This is a genomic window from Bradyrhizobium sp. SPXBL-04, from assembly GCF_051853035.1.
GTDB lineage: Bacteria > Pseudomonadota > Alphaproteobacteria > Rhizobiales > Xanthobacteraceae > Bradyrhizobium > Bradyrhizobium zhanjiangense.
The window spans coordinates 4668766-4682095 of record NZ_CP182472.1 but is presented as its reverse complement, the minus strand read 5'-3'; the positions used below and the strand labels follow the sequence as shown (position 1 = coordinate 4682095).

Sequence of the window (13330 nt, the reverse complement as noted above, 5' to 3'; positions counted from 1 at the left end):
CTCTTGCCTCGGGATTCGGGGGCCGCCTCAAGACAGCAGCCAATCGACGAGGCGCCAGGCGAACCAGGCGAGGGCGCAAATCCAGCCCAGCATCGCGATTGCCGCGAGGCCGAGTCCGCCGAGTGCGAGCAGCGAGCTTCCGGCCTCCGGCGTCTCGACGCGTTCCTCAGGCGTATCGACCTGGCTCACGGCCTCCGCTGGCCTTGCCTTCTGCCGTTCATTGATCTCTGCTCGTTCGTGGAAATTCACCGGCCGCTCCAGTTCACATGGACGTGAGACGCCGTCCGTGCAGGCGGGCGCACGCTGATCGCGGACACTCTCGGATGCCCCGGACAGGCGGGAAAAAGCTGCAACGCGTGGCGTAGTGATTGGTTGCCGTCGTCTGGGCCGAAAGGCGCGGCGGAAGCCTTCGCACATTCTCCTTTCAGCGCGACTTCGGCGCGATCTTTCAAGCCATTGCAGCCCTCAGAGCAGCGCAGAATTGCCGGACGCTCATCGAACCTTCTACGCGGCGCCACAGACATATGCGTGTTGGGGATTTCAGCGCCCAATGCCTAAACGGACGCCGCCAAGCGATGATACTCCGCTTGCGCGGCGTTGCGCTTTTCAGGCGTCACTTTTTCAGATCTGGCCCGTCAGCTCGAGGCGTGCCAGCCGGCTGGAAACGGCACGAGCGGCCAGACTGTCTCGTTGTCGTTGGCGGCCTTCGGCGGCTGCTGGGACGGTGTCTTTGCGATCGGGACAGACGTTGTCGATCGCAGCGCCAAGCGCAGACATGCACATTGCAAATTCATTGTGGTCGTCCTGGCCAGTCAATTCTTTTGAAAATATGTGTCGGCTTAAAAACACCGCGCGTCCTCAAAACCGCGCGCTCTCAAATCGCGCACGCACTCTAGAAAGTCGACGCCGGCTTTCAACCAATCTCGCCGTTTGCGCAAGAGAAGTAAGGTTGATCGGTTAGGTTAAGGGCGACCGGTTGTTGCGGGCGCCTTAGTCGCTGTTATCAGATCGAGCACGGCTCGCGATGGGCTGCCTGAAATCCGTGCTCACACAAGATCACTGTTCGTGGCAGCGCGCGTAGCAGCCGAGCTCTGCGCCAGTGAGTTCTGCCATGTCTTCCGATCGCAACTCCAAAACCGCCGGTCCGCAGTCGAGTTGGACCGAGATTTGGCATCTCTGGACCGTGATCGTGCCGCGCCGCTCGATCAACGGACAGCTCGTCTACGGCAAGGTCTGGCGCCGCCACGACGGCCGCGACTGGATCTACAAGAAGTTCACCGAGTTCGACGGCGAAGAGGCGGCCTGACGCGGCATCGGCGCCGCGTCACCATCAGGCGGCCTTCGCCGCAGCCGGCTTTGACGGCGGCGGCTTCAACGGCTTGTCCTGCTTCTTCGACCACGAGATGTAATAGGCTACCGTCGTCATGATCGCGACGCCGGCGATGCTGACGAAGAGCTGCGCGAACAGCGAGCCTGAGCTCATCGACAGCTCGAAATGGCCGACGAAGGATAGGAACACGCCGACGCAGAACACCGCGAGCGACTGCTGACCGCAGACGATCAGCGGATCGAACACCTTCCACTCCAGGCCCGGCCATTCCTTCGGCACGAAGCGGATCACCAGGATCACGATCACGACGAAGTGGATGAAGCGGTAGGGCGCGAGGTTGGTCTTGTCGTTCGGGTTGAAGGCCGAGAACAGCCATTGCGGGAGCATGCCGCCCAAGGTCGGGAAGCGGCCGGCCATGGTCATGATCAGCGCGAAGGCGAGATAGGCGAGGCAGAGATAGAGCGTGATCGGCGCGTTGATCAGCGTCATCGAGCGCCGCGCGCCGCCCATGGCGCACCAGGCCCCGAACACGAACAGCACCTGCCAGCAATACGGGTTGAAATACCACTGGCCGGCCGGATAGGCCGTCAGATTCCAGCCGAAATGGCGCGCGGCCAGCCACAGCACGATGGACAGCGCCATCGTCACGTCGGGCTTGCGCAGCATGAACCAAAGCACTGGCGGGAACAGTCCCATCAGCACGATGTAGAGCGGCAGCACGTCGAGATTGAGCGGCTTGAAGCGCAGGAACAGACCCTGGCGCAGCGTCTCGGTGGCGTTGTCGACGAGGCCAGCGACGTTGAACTCGTTGATCATCTCGGAATCGCCGAAGCGCAGCGCGAGATAGCTGATCGAGGCGATGTAGATCACGAACAGGATGATGTGGGCGACATAGAGCTGCCAGACCCGCTTGGTCAGCCGTGTGGCGCCGACGACGAAGCCGCGCTCCAGCATCATCCGCGCATAGACGAACGAGGCGGTGTAGCCGGAGATGAAGACGAACAGGTCGGCGGCGTCGGAAAAGCCGTAATTGCGCGTCGTGACCCAGTTCACGACGTTGTCGGGGATGTGGTCGAGGAAGATCGCCCAGTTCGCGACACCGCGAAACAGGTCGAGCCGGAGGTCGCGCCCCTTTTCGGGAAGCGTTGCGCTGATGTTCAGGAAGGCCATGCGACGGGAGCTTTCGGAAGGAACAAATACGCTGATGTCGGGGAGCCAGTGCCGCCGGGCGGGGTCCCGGCGCGGAAGGCGGGTACGCAATTGTCACGGTGCAGCATAATGACTATACCCGTAGGTAGGGCACCCGGGGAGCCGGAATCACCGAACACTTCCCGAACGGTGTCTCTATACTATCCCTGAGATTTCCACCAACTGCCACCGTGACGCATCCAGTTCGAACGAAAAGACGAAGAGGCCCGGACCACCCATGACCGCACGCATTTTCAAGCCCGCCAAGAACGCGATGCAATCCGGCCGGTCCAAGACGAAGGAATGGCAGCTCGATTACGAGCCGGAGCAGCCGCGTTCGGTCGAGCCGCTGATGGGCTGGACCTCGTCCGGCGACATGAAGCAGCAGATCACGCTGCGCTTCCACAGCAAGGAAGAGGCGGTCGCCTATTGCGAGCGCAAGGGCATCGCTTACCAGGTGATCGAGCCGCAGGAGGCGGTACGCCGGCCGGCCGCCTATGCCGACAATTTCTCGTTCCGCCGCGGCGAGCCCTGGACGCATTGAGGGCCCAACCCGGCGCCAAAGACTTCCGTCATGGCCGGGACAAGGCCTGGCCATGACGGCGGGAAGATATTCCGCCCACACATTATAAACCTCGCATCCGACCATCCCACGCCGCGGATCAGCTACCACGCCGGCTCCGGCCCTTGGCAGCTATTCCGCCGCATGCTTCGCTGCCGCACATGACAAGCTCATGGGCGAGGTGGGTATGGCGGGGCGTGACCAGCTCGACGGCGTCGATCTGAAGATATTGTCCGAACTGCAGCAGGACGGGCGGGTTCGCAACAATGAGCTGGCGCTGCGGGTCGGGGTGTCCGCACCCAACTGCCTGCGGCGGCTGAAATCGCTGTTCAGCCGCGGCGTGATCCGGGCGGTGCGCGCCGTCATCGACGAGCGGCGGCTCGGCTATGAGGTGGTATCGTTCGTCTCGATCCAGCTCGGCAGCCAGGCCCAGCCCGTGCTGGAGGCGTTCGAGAGCTCGATTGCCGCGATCCCGCGCATCCAGCAGTGTTGGCGGATTTCGGGCGACACCGACTATCTCCTCAAATGCGTGGCGCCAAGCGTCGAGAGCATGCGCCAGCAGCTCCTGCATTTCGCTGCGATGCCGAATGTGAAGAACGTCCGCAGCTTTCCGGTGCTGGGCGTCGCGAAGGACGTGCCTCTGCCGTTGCAGGAGGTCGCCGCGGTATCGGCGGGCTAGCTGCGTTCCAGGCGCCGCCACACGCCCGACGCCAGCACTATGATGCTGAGTAAATCACCTAACTGTGACATGTGATTTCGGAAGTCCTGCGATGCGCTGAGCCGTGATTGTCGGCTCGGGACCGCCGCCTAGATCCAAGGTGTGAACCTCGGCCTGCATCGCGTGCCGAGGACTCTTTTGTGGGACCCTGAGCCAGGAAAAGACACCATGACCTCGACCTCGAAGACGTTTGTCGCATCCGCTGCGACGCTGTTTGCATCCGCGTTTCTCATGATGACCGCACCCGCCGCGCGTGCAGACGATTTCTGCATTACCAACGGTGCCCAGGCCGCTCACGGTTGCGGTTATCCGACCATGGAAGCCTGCCGGGCCGCTGCCGGCGGCATCGGCGGCACCTGCTCGCAGAGCGGTGGTGCGAAGACCTCGAATGACGCGCTGGCCTACCAGCCCAAGCAGACGCGGTCGCGTGCCAAGCTTCGCCCGGGCGCGCAGACCAACTCGAACTAACGGCTGAATTCGAACCGGTTTCGAAAAACACGGCCTCCGGGGGTCATCTCGGGGGCCGTCATTTTGTGACAGTGAGGCGACAGTCCCTCAGCGATACCGCCCGCGAAACTCGCGCGGGGAGGCGCCGGTCCAGGTACGGAAGGCACGCGAAAAACTCTTCTCGTTGCGGAATCCGGCAATTTCCGCGATCCGCTTGATCGGCGTGCGGCCGCGCATCAGCTCCTGCTTGGCGAGCTCGAACTTTGCCTCTTCCTTGAGTTCGCGCAGCGAGGTGGCCTCTTCGCGCAGGCGCCGATGCATGGTGCGGGTGGACAGCGCCAGCTCGCGCGCGACATCCTCGGCGCCGAGACTGCGTCCGCGCGCGTTGCGGAGCACCCGGCGCACGCGCTCGACAAGAAGCCGGTCGCGCCGATAGGGCAGCACCGTCAGCCGCAAAGCGCCTTTGAGCATGTTATCGAGGTCGGCGGCGCTGCGCGTGAGCGGCAGCGAAAGATAATGCTTGTCGAAGATGATCGCGGTGCGGTCGGCGTCGAAGCGGATATTGCGGCAGAAGATGGTCGGGTAGACCGAGACGTGGCTGGGCTGGGGGTAAGGAAATTCCGCCGCGCGCAAGGCGATCGCGGAATCGACCGCCCAGCAGGAGAAGCCGAGGACGTAGCGGAGCAGGGTGACGAGGCAGAATTCGCGTAAGCCGCCGAGATCGCGCAGCTCCCGGATGGAGACGACCGCAGTCTCCTCGCCAACTGCCAGATCGAGCACGACATCCTCGGTGAGCAGGCGGTGATGCCGGCACCAGCGCTTGAGCGCCACCTCCAGCGTCGGCGCCGTGATCGAGGCGCGGCACAGCATGCCATAGGTGCCCCATGGCAGCCGGCGCGAGAACCAGCCGAGCGCCTCGTCGTCGAGCTCGCGCATGGCATGGCCCGCCAGGGCCTCGAACTGGGCGGCCGTGATCCGCCCATCCGGAGAATTGACAAGGTCCGGCACTACCTGACCCCGGCTCAGCGCCTCCGCCGGATCGCGGCCGTATCGTTCATAAGCGGCGACCACACCGCGGACGAAGGCGGCAGGGGTCATGGCACGGCGCGGGATCGCGGTGGCGGCTTGAAAAGGCATCGGAATTCCCTCGGAAAATCCTCGCCAAGTTTGGCGGAAAATGCAACCTTTTCGACCGCAAGAGCGCCGGGGCCGCGCTAGGTTCGGATGCCAAAATACGGAGGAATCGCCTTGAACATCCCGAGCATCGACTTCGATCTGGGCGAAGACATCGGCATGCTGCGCGACACGCTTCGCGCCTTCGTGGAGGCGGAGATCACCCCGCGCGCTGCCGACATCGAGAAGGCCAATCTATTCCCCGCAGACCTCTGGAAGCGCTTCGGCGACCTCGGCCTGCTCGGCATGACCGCGCCGGAGCAATATGGCGGGTCCAACATGGGCTATCTCGCCCATATCGTCGCCATGGAGGAGATTTCGCGCGGCTCGGCTGCCGTGGGGCTCTCCTACGGCGCCCATTCCAACCTCTGCGTCAACCAGATCCGCCGCAACGGCAACGACGCGCAGCGCCAGCGCTATCTGCCGAAGCTGATCTCCGGAGAGTATGTCGGCGCGCTCGCGATGTCCGAGCCCGGCGCCGGTTCCGACGTGGTCTCGATGAAGCTGCGTGCCGACAAGCGCGGCGATCGCTACGTGCTCAACGGCTCGAAGATGTGGATCACCAATGGCGGCGATGCCGACGTGCTCGTCGTCTACGCCAAGACCGATCCGGAGGCCGGTCCGCGCGGCATGACCGCCTTCCTGATCGAAAAGGGCTTTAAAGGGTTTACCCACGGCCAGCATCTCGACAAGCTCGGTATGCGGGGCTCCAACACTTATCCCTTGTTCTTCGACGAATGCGAGGTGCCGGAGGAGAACGTGCTCGGCAAGATGGGCGAGGGCGTCAAGGTGCTGATGTCCGGCCTCGACTATGAGCGCGCGGTGCTGTCAGGCGGTCCGCTCGGGATCATGGCGGCCTGCATGGATGCGGTGGTGCCCTACATGCACGAACGCAAGCAGTTCGGCCAGCCGATCGGCGATTTCCAGCTGATGCAGGGCAAGCTCGCCGACATGTATTCGACCTGGCAGGCCACGCGCGCCTATGTCTACGCCGTGGGGCGCGCCTGCGACCGCGCCGACCACGCGCGCAGCTTGCGCAAGGATGCGGCTGCCGCGATCCTCTATTCCGCGGAAAAGGCGACGTGGATGGCGGGCGAGGCGATCCAGGCGCTCGGCGGGGTCGGCTACACCAGCGAATTCCCGGTCGGACGTCTGTGGCGCGACGCCAAACTCTACGAGATCGGCGCCGGCACCTCGGAGGTTCGCCGCATGCTGATCGGCCGCGAGCTGATGGCCGAGACGGCTTAAAGCGTTCACCTCATTGGAATCACCATGCCGCTTCATTCCAGCATCGATCCGTCCTCATCAGACTTTGCGCGCAACTCCGAGGCCATGCGCAACCTCGTCGCGGACTTGCGCGAAAAGCTCAGCCAGGTCGCCGGCGGCGGCGGTGAGGCCTCGCGCAATCGCCACACAGCACGCGGCAAGATGCTGGCGCGCGAGCGCGTCGACCTGCTGGTCGATCCCGGGACGTCATTCCTGGAGCTGTCGCCGCTCGCGGCCTATGGCCTCTATGGCGGCGACGTGCATTCGGCGAGCGTCGTCACAGGGGTGGGGCGCATCTCGGGCCGCGAATGCGTGATCGTCGCCAACGACGCCACCATCAAGGGCGGCACCTATTATCCAATGACCGTGAAGAAGCATCTGCGCGCGCAGGACATCGCGCGGCAAAACAACCTTCCCTGCGTCTACATGGTCGATTCCGGCGGCGCCTTCCTGCCGCTGCAGGACGAGATCTTTCCGGACGAGCGGCATTTCGGCCGCATCTTCTACAACCAGGCGCAGATGTCCTCACAGGGGATTCCGCAGATCGCGATCGTGATGGGCTCCTGCACCGCCGGCGGCGCCTACGTCCCGGCGATGTCGGACGAGAGCATCATCGTCCGCAACCAGGGCACCATCTTCCTCGGCGGCCCGCCGCTGGTGAAGGCTGCGACCGGCGAGGTGGTGAGCGCGGAAGAGCTCGGCGGCGCCGACGTGCATTCGCGCCAGTCGGGTGTGACCGATCACTACGCCCAGAACGATGCGCACGCGATCGGCATCGCGCGGCGTATCGTCGGCACGCTGAAGCCACCGACGCGACCGAACCTCAATATGCATGCGCCGCGCGAGCCGCTGTTTGCGGCCGAGGAAATCTATGGCGTTGTCCCGGTCGATGGCCGCAAACCGTTCGACGTGCGCGATATCATCGCCCGCATCGTCGACGGCTCCGAATTCGATGAGTTCAAGAAGCTCTACGGCACGACGCTGGTGTGCGGCTTCGCGCACATCTGGGGCTTTCCGGTCGGCATCATCGCCAATAACGGCATTCTCTTCAGCGAGAGCTCGCTCAAGGGCGCGCATTTCATCGAGCTGTGCTGCCAGCGCGGCATTCCACTGGTATTCCTGCAGAACATCACGGGCTTCATGGTCGGCAAGAAGTACGAGGCCGGTGGCATCGCGCGCGACGGCGCCAAGCTGGTGACGGCGGTTGCGACCGCCTCGGTGCCGAAATTCACTGTCGTGATCGGCGGCTCCTACGGGGCCGGCAATTACGGCATGTGCGGCCGCGCCTACGCGCCGCGCTTCCTCTGGATGTGGCCGAATGCGCGCATCTCGGTGATGGGCGGCGAACAGGCCTCGATGGTGCTGAGCCAGGTCCGGCGCGACAATATCGAGTCCAAGGGCGATAGCTGGTCGAAAGAAGAGGAAGAGAAATTCCGCAGCCCCATTCGTGCGCAATATGAGAGCCAGGGGCATCCCTATTACGCGACCGCGCGGCTCTGGGACGACGGCGTGATCGATCCGGCCGACACGCGGCTCGTGCTCGGGCTCGGCCTTTCCGCGGCGTCGAATGCGCCGATCGAACCGACGAAATTCGGCCTGTTCAGGATGTGATGCGATGGACCGCTCGAAGCTCTACCGGCGATTTCGCACGCTCCTGATCGCCAACCGCGGCGAGATCGCCTGCCGCGTCATCCGCACTGCGCGGGCCATGGGCCTCCGCACGGTCGCGGTCTATTCCGAGGCCGACCGCGACGCGATGCATGTCGCGCTCGCCGACGAGGCCGTGCTGCTCGGGCCGGCGCGTGCCCGCGACAGTTATCTCAGTGTCGAGCGGCTGATCGAGGCCGCGCGCAAGACCGGAGCGGAAGCTGTGCACCCCGGCTACGGTTTCCTGTCGGAGAATGCCGAATTCGCGCGGGCCTGCTTCGATGCGGGGCTGGTCTTCGTCGGCCCGACCGCCGGGATGATGACGGCGATGGGCTCGAAGTCCGGCTCGAAGGAGTTGATGGAAAAGGCCGGCGTGCCGCTGGTGCCCGGCTATCACGGCGAAGCCCAGGACGAGGCGACGCTTTCGAAGGCCGCCGAGAGGATTGGCTTCCCCATTTTGGTGAAGGCGTCGGCCGGCGGCGGCGGCCGCGGCATGCGCATCGTGCGTTCGGCCGCCGAACTTGAATTGGCGATCGTCAGCGCCAAGCGCGAGGCCAAGGCTGCGTTCGGTGACGATCGCATGCTGATCGAGAAATACGTCGACAATCCCAGGCATATCGAGGTGCAGGTGATCGGCGACAGCCACGGCAATCTGCTCTCGCTGTTCGAGCGCGAATGCACGCTCCAGCGCCGGCATCAGAAGGTGATCGAGGAGGCGCCGTCGCCGACGCTCAATCCTGCCCAGCGCGAGACCGTCTGCGCCGCCGCGCGAAAGGCGGCGGGCGCGGTGAACTATGTTGGCGCCGGTACCATCGAGTTCGTCTCCGATGGCAAGGATGTGTTCTTCATCGAGATGAACACGCGCCTCCAGGTCGAGCATCCCGTGAGCGAGCTGATCACCGGCATCGACCTCGTCGAATGGCAGCTGCGCGTCGCCTTCGGCGAAGCGCTGCCTTTGAAGCAGAACGAGATCCGGCTCAACGGCCATGCGATCGAGGCGCGCGTCTACGCCGAGAACTCGACCAAGAACTTCATGCCGTCGGTCGGAAAGATCTCGACCTGGCGTTTGCCGGCGGAGACCGGGGGCTTGCGCATCGATGCCGGCTATCGCGAGGGCGACAGCGTATCGCCCTATTACGATGCGATGCTCGCCAAGATGATCGCGTGGGCGCCGACGCGGGACGTCGCGATCGAGCGGCTGAACCGGGGGCTGGAGGAATCCGACGTCCGCGGCATCGTCACCAATATTCCATTCCTGTCGGCGCTGATGACGCATCCAAAAGTGCGCACCAATGCAGTCGACACCGGGTTCATCGAGCGCGAACTGGCGGTCCTGACGCAGGCCGCACCGGCCCCCGGCGAACTCGAGCTGTGCGCCGCCGTGGCCGCTGTTATCAACGAGGAGCAACAGGCCTCACGCGCGCAGGCGAATTCGCCCTGGCAGACCTTCGGCTGGCAGCCGGTCGGCCGCCGCCAGCGCAGTTTTGCCTTCCGCGTCGGCCACGGGGCGGAGCAGAAGATTATGCTGAATTACGGCAGTGGCCCCTCGACGCTGCTGATCGGCGAACGCGAGCTGGCGTTCACGATTGCGCAGCACGACGGCGGATTCGATCTGACGCTTGATGGCTTGAAATCTTCCGTTGCGGCCGTGATCGACGGCCATGAGCTGTATTTGCGCACGCGCAACGGCCGCTTCGACCTGCACTGGGTTGATCCGTTCGGCGGCGAGAGCGAGGAGCATGCCGGCGAGGACAAGATCGCGGCGCCGTTGCCGGGCACCGTCGTCGCCGTGCTGGCCGAGGAGGGCGCCAAGCTCGACAAGGGCGCGCCGATCCTCACCCTCGAAGTGATGAAGATGGAGCAGACGCTGCGGGCGCCCTATGCGGGCGTGCTGAAGTCCATCAAATGCAAGGTCGGCGACATCGTGCAGGAGGGCGTCGAGCTCGCCGTGGTCGAGCCTTCGGGAGAGTAAGATGAGCGACCAAGTCCGCATCATCGAGATGGGGCCGCGCGACGGGCTCCAGAACGAGAAGACGCCCGTGAGTGTCGAGGCCCGCATCGCCTTCATCGAGGCGCTGGTAGAGGCCGGCCTCCATACAGTCGAGGTCGGTGCCTTCGTCTCGCCCAAGGCGATCCCGCAAATGGCGAGCTCGGACGCCGTGCTGCGCGGCGTCAGTCACCTGACGGATGCCGAATTCCATGTGCTGGTGCCGAACGAAAAGGGCTATGATGCCGCACGTGCTGCGGGCGCGCAGGTCGTCTCGGTGTTTGCGGCAGCCTCTGAAGGCTTTTCGCGCGCCAACATCAATTGCACGGTCGCGGAGTCCATCGAGCGGTTCAAGCCCGTGCTCGCGCGCGCCAAGGCCGACGGCGTTAGGGTGCGCGGCTATATCTCCTGCGTGCTCGGCTGCCCGTTCGACGGCGAGATCAAGCCGAAGGCAGTCGCCGATCTCGCCAACACGCTATGGGAGCTCGGCTGCTACGAGATCTCGCTCGGCGACACCATCGGCGTCGGCACGCCTGATAAAGCGAAGCAGATGCTGCGCGCGGTAGCCGCCAACATCCCGCCCGCAAATCTGGCGATGCATTTCCACGACACCTACGGCCAGGCGCTCGCCAACCTCTATGCGGGGATGGAGGAGGGCGTCCGCGTCATCGACGCCGCCGCCGGCGGCCTCGGCGGCTGCCCCTACGCGCCCGGCGCGACCGGCAATGTCGCGACCGAGGACGTCGTCTACATGCTCGAAGGCATGGGCATCAGGACCGGCGTCGATATGGACAAGCTGCTGGCGGCGACCAACGAGATGAGCGGCGTGCTGGGCAAGCCGCCGGTGAGCCGCGTGGCATCCGCGCTGAACGCCAAGCGGAAGCGCGCTGTTTCCTAGTCCTCGTCATTGCGAGCGTAGCGAAGCAATCCAGCGTCCCTCCGTGGAAAAATTCTGGATTGCTTCGTCGCAAGAGCTCCTCGCAATGACGACGGAGAGAGCTTTCGCCTAAGCCGCCTTCAGGCCCACATCCGGCAGGCGCGGCCGGTTCTTCAGCGCCTTGGCCATCATGGCCTCGATCTCGGCCTTCTCCTGCGGCAGCAGCGCCAGGCGAGGCGGGCGCGTCAATGCCGTGCCGCGGCCCATGATGTGCTCGCACAGCTTGATGCACTGGACGAGGTCCGGGCGTGCGTCCAGATGCAAGAGCGGCATGAACCATTCGTAGAGCGGCATCGCCTCCGCGAAGCGGCCCGCCTTGGCGAGGCGGAACAGCGTCTCGCCCTCGCGCGGGAAGGCATTCGACATGCCCGAGACCCAGCCCACGGCGCCCATGGCGACGCTCTCGACGATGACGTCGTCGAGGCCTGCGAATAAGACGAAGCGGTCGCCGACCATGTTGCGGGTGTCGATGAAGCGCCGCGTGTCGCCGGAGGAATCCTTGAAGCAGACGACCGTGTCGACGTCGGCGAGCGAGACCAGGATGTCCGGGGTGACGTCGTTCTTGTAGATCGGCGGATTGTTGTAGAGCATCACGGGCAGGTCGGTCGCGGAGGCGACAGCGCGGAAATGCGCGGCGGTCTCGTGCGGCTTGGAGGAATAGACCAGCGCCGGCATCACCATCACGCCGTCGATGCCAACGCGCGCGGCTTCCTTGGCAGTCTCGACTGCAAACGCCGTGGTGAATTCGGCGATGCCGCACAGCACGGGCACACGGCCGGCCGCAACCGACTTCGCGGCCTCCATGATCGCGACCTTCTCCTTGCGCTCCAGCGAAGTGTTCTCGCCGACCGAGCCGCAGACGATCAGGCCGGAGACGCCGTCGCGGATCAGGCCATCCATGACCTTGGCGGTCGCATCGATATTGAGCGACAGGTCGTGATTGAATTGCGTGGTAACGGCCGGGAAGACGCCTTCCCAGGAAACGCGGCGGCTCATGATTTCACTCCAGGTAAATTTGCAAGGTAGATTGCGCCGGCGGGGGCTGGATCCGCCGGGTGTTGTGAAGAGGATGGCGGCTAAGATCAGAGCGTCGCGCCGACCTTGCGCAGTTCGGCGAGGACCGGGGCTTTGGGCAGCCAGATCTTGTCGAACTCGGCAATGACGGCCTCAGTGTCCTTGGCATCGACTTGGCGGATCGGGATCGGCGCGTTCTTGAAGTTTTCGATCAGCGCTGGCTCATTGCCGGCGAGCTCGTCGATCTGCACATCCAGCGTCGACCTGATCGTCTTGGTGATCAGCTCGCGGTCAGCTGCGGGCAGCGACTGCCAGACCCGACCGGAGACGACCGCCGCCATCGGCATGAAGACGGCATTCATCTGAAGGATCACCTTCGACACCTTGTCGAAGCGCTGGTTCCAGGAGAATTCGAGATCGGCCTCGAGGCCGTCGACCTGGCCGTTGGCCATGGCGTCGAACACCTGCGGCGTCGGGATCGGCGTTGGCGCTGCTCCCAGCGAGGAATAGAAATCGCGATAGACCGGCGTCGGATTGATGCGCAGTTTCATGCCGCGAATGTCGGCCAGCGTGTTCAGATCCTTTGACGAGAACACCGCGCGCATGCCGGTGATGCCCCAACCGAGCCCGATCGTGCCGGTCTCCTGCGGCAGCACCTCGAACAGCTTCATCGCCGCCGGATGCCGCACGAACTTCGCGACTGCAGGCGTCGAGCGGACGATGTAGGGCGCGTTGATCGCGGCGATGTGCGGCACGCGCGAGCCGAGCTCGGCGGCCTGGATGAACCCCATGTCGAGCGCGCCGGACTGCAATTGCTGCATCATCGCCGGCTCGTTGCCGAGCTGGCCGGAATGGAACACGCTTACGGTCAGGCGGCCGCTGGTAGCGGCCTTGAGATCGTCGCCGAATTTGAGCGCGGCCTTGTTCCAGGAATGGCCGTTGGGCGTGATCAGGCCGAGGCGGAATTCCTTGGCCTGGGCGAGCGCCAGCGACGGCGCGAACACCGATGCGGCGGCACTGGCGGCGAGAAAGCGGCGGCGTGAAAGCGGCATGGTCGGGGC

The 13330-nt window shown here is 64.5% G+C and carries 13 protein-coding genes; 8 read left to right on the top strand and 5 right to left on the bottom strand.

Annotation, left to right across the window (positions count from 1 at the left end; translation table 11 throughout):
- Positions 1–27: 27 nt before the first annotated feature.
- Positions 28–249 (bottom strand): RNA-binding protein, encoded by a 222-nt coding sequence (locus tag ACNJX8_RS22130; RefSeq protein WP_439356754.1) that lies wholly within the window; start codon positions 247–249, stop codon positions 28–30.
- Between the two features lie 862 nt (positions 250–1111).
- Between ACNJX8_RS22130 and ACNJX8_RS22125 the strand changes: the two genes are divergently transcribed.
- Positions 1112–1306: a hypothetical protein gene (locus ACNJX8_RS22125; RefSeq protein WP_091894901.1), complete on the top strand. Its 195-nt coding sequence runs from the start codon at positions 1112–1114 to the stop codon at positions 1304–1306.
- 24 nt (positions 1307–1330) lie between these two features.
- Here ACNJX8_RS22125 and ACNJX8_RS22120 read toward each other — a convergent pair whose 3' ends face one another.
- The gene (locus ACNJX8_RS22120) at positions 1331–2500 is read right to left on the bottom strand and encodes an OpgC domain-containing protein (RefSeq protein ID WP_091894900.1); all 1170 of its coding nucleotides are present in this window, start codon (positions 2498–2500) and stop codon (positions 1331–1333) included.
- A 256-nt stretch (positions 2501–2756) separates the two neighbouring features.
- Here ACNJX8_RS22120 and ACNJX8_RS22115 point away from each other — a divergent pair, with 256 nt between their 5' ends.
- The 3 genes from ACNJX8_RS22115 to ACNJX8_RS22105 all read left to right on the top strand — a co-directional run bounded on the left by ACNJX8_RS22115 (position 2757) and on the right by ACNJX8_RS22105 (position 4266).
- Positions 2757–3062 (top strand): ETC complex I subunit, encoded by a 306-nt coding sequence (locus ACNJX8_RS22115; RefSeq protein WP_128933979.1) that lies wholly within the window; start codon positions 2757–2759, stop codon positions 3060–3062.
- A 205-nt stretch (positions 3063–3267) separates the two neighbouring features.
- Complete coding sequence (locus ACNJX8_RS22110) at positions 3268–3759, top strand: Lrp/AsnC family transcriptional regulator (protein ID WP_128944372.1); 492 nt, start codon at positions 3268–3270, stop codon at positions 3757–3759.
- 207 nt (positions 3760–3966) lie between these two features.
- Positions 3967–4266, top strand: a complete 300-nt coding sequence (locus ACNJX8_RS22105; RefSeq protein WP_439356753.1) for a DUF3551 domain-containing protein — start codon at positions 3967–3969, stop codon at positions 4264–4266.
- An 87-nt stretch (positions 4267–4353) separates the two neighbouring features.
- Here the strand turns inward: ACNJX8_RS22105 and ACNJX8_RS22100 are convergent, their stop codons facing one another.
- Complete coding sequence (locus ACNJX8_RS22100; protein WP_439356752.1) at positions 4354–5382, bottom strand: AraC family transcriptional regulator; 1029 nt, start codon at positions 5380–5382, stop codon at positions 4354–4356.
- An 87-nt stretch (positions 5383–5469) separates the two neighbouring features.
- Between ACNJX8_RS22100 and ACNJX8_RS22095 the strand changes: the two genes are divergently transcribed.
- From ACNJX8_RS22095 to ACNJX8_RS22080, 4 genes are read left to right on the top strand one after another with little or no spacing between them, the layout of a single operon-like run.
- Complete coding sequence (locus tag ACNJX8_RS22095; protein ID WP_439356751.1) at positions 5470–6666, top strand: isovaleryl-CoA dehydrogenase; 1197 nt, start codon at positions 5470–5472, stop codon at positions 6664–6666.
- Between the two features lie 24 nt (positions 6667–6690).
- Positions 6691–8295 (top strand): carboxyl transferase domain-containing protein, encoded by a 1605-nt coding sequence (locus ACNJX8_RS22090; RefSeq protein WP_439356750.1) that lies wholly within the window; start codon positions 6691–6693, stop codon positions 8293–8295.
- Between the two features lie 4 nt (positions 8296–8299).
- On the top strand, positions 8300–10303 hold the full coding sequence (locus ACNJX8_RS22085) for an acetyl/propionyl/methylcrotonyl-CoA carboxylase subunit alpha (protein ID WP_439356749.1): 2004 nt from the start codon (positions 8300–8302) through the stop codon (positions 10301–10303).
- A gap of 1 nt (position 10304) precedes the next feature.
- Entirely contained in the window at positions 10305–11216 is a 912-nt protein-coding gene (locus ACNJX8_RS22080) for a hydroxymethylglutaryl-CoA lyase (protein ID WP_439356748.1), read from the top strand.
- A 108-nt stretch (positions 11217–11324) separates the two neighbouring features.
- Here the strand turns inward: ACNJX8_RS22080 and ACNJX8_RS22075 are convergent, their stop codons facing one another.
- Both ACNJX8_RS22075 and ACNJX8_RS22070 read right to left on the bottom strand, forming a co-directional pair.
- Complete coding sequence (locus tag ACNJX8_RS22075) at positions 11325–12251, bottom strand: dihydrodipicolinate synthase family protein (RefSeq protein ID WP_439356747.1); 927 nt, start codon at positions 12249–12251, stop codon at positions 11325–11327.
- A gap of 86 nt (positions 12252–12337) precedes the next feature.
- On the bottom strand, positions 12338–13321 hold the full coding sequence (locus ACNJX8_RS22070) for a TRAP transporter substrate-binding protein (protein ID WP_439356746.1): 984 nt from the start codon (positions 13319–13321) through the stop codon (positions 12338–12340).
- Between the last annotated feature and the right edge of the window lie 9 nt (positions 13322–13330).

Coding starts and splice junctions, on each gene's coding strand:
- ACNJX8_RS22125 (WP_091894901.1), top strand. CDS start 1,112: ATGTCTTCCGATCGCAACTCCAAAACCGCCGGTCCGCAGTCGAGTTGG.
- ACNJX8_RS22120 (WP_091894900.1), bottom strand. CDS start 2,500: ATGGCCTTCCTGAACATCAGCGCAACGCTTCCCGAAAAGGGGCGCGAC.
- ACNJX8_RS22115 (WP_128933979.1), top strand. CDS start 2,757: ATGACCGCACGCATTTTCAAGCCCGCCAAGAACGCGATGCAATCCGGC.
- ACNJX8_RS22110 (WP_128944372.1), top strand. CDS start 3,268: ATGGCGGGGCGTGACCAGCTCGACGGCGTCGATCTGAAGATATTGTCC.
- ACNJX8_RS22105 (WP_439356753.1), top strand. CDS start 3,967: ATGACCTCGACCTCGAAGACGTTTGTCGCATCCGCTGCGACGCTGTTT.
- ACNJX8_RS22100 (WP_439356752.1), bottom strand. CDS start 5,382: ATGCCTTTTCAAGCCGCCACCGCGATCCCGCGCCGTGCCATGACCCCT.
- ACNJX8_RS22095 (WP_439356751.1), top strand. CDS start 5,470: ATGCCAAAATACGGAGGAATCGCCTTGAACATCCCGAGCATCGACTTC.
- ACNJX8_RS22090 (WP_439356750.1), top strand. CDS start 6,691: ATGCCGCTTCATTCCAGCATCGATCCGTCCTCATCAGACTTTGCGCGC.
- ACNJX8_RS22085 (WP_439356749.1), top strand. CDS start 8,300: ATGGACCGCTCGAAGCTCTACCGGCGATTTCGCACGCTCCTGATCGCC.
- ACNJX8_RS22080 (WP_439356748.1), top strand. CDS start 10,305: ATGAGCGACCAAGTCCGCATCATCGAGATGGGGCCGCGCGACGGGCTC.
- ACNJX8_RS22075 (WP_439356747.1), bottom strand. CDS start 12,251: ATGAGCCGCCGCGTTTCCTGGGAAGGCGTCTTCCCGGCCGTTACCACG.
- ACNJX8_RS22070 (WP_439356746.1), bottom strand. CDS start 13,321: ATGCCGCTTTCACGCCGCCGCTTTCTCGCCGCCAGTGCCGCCGCATCG.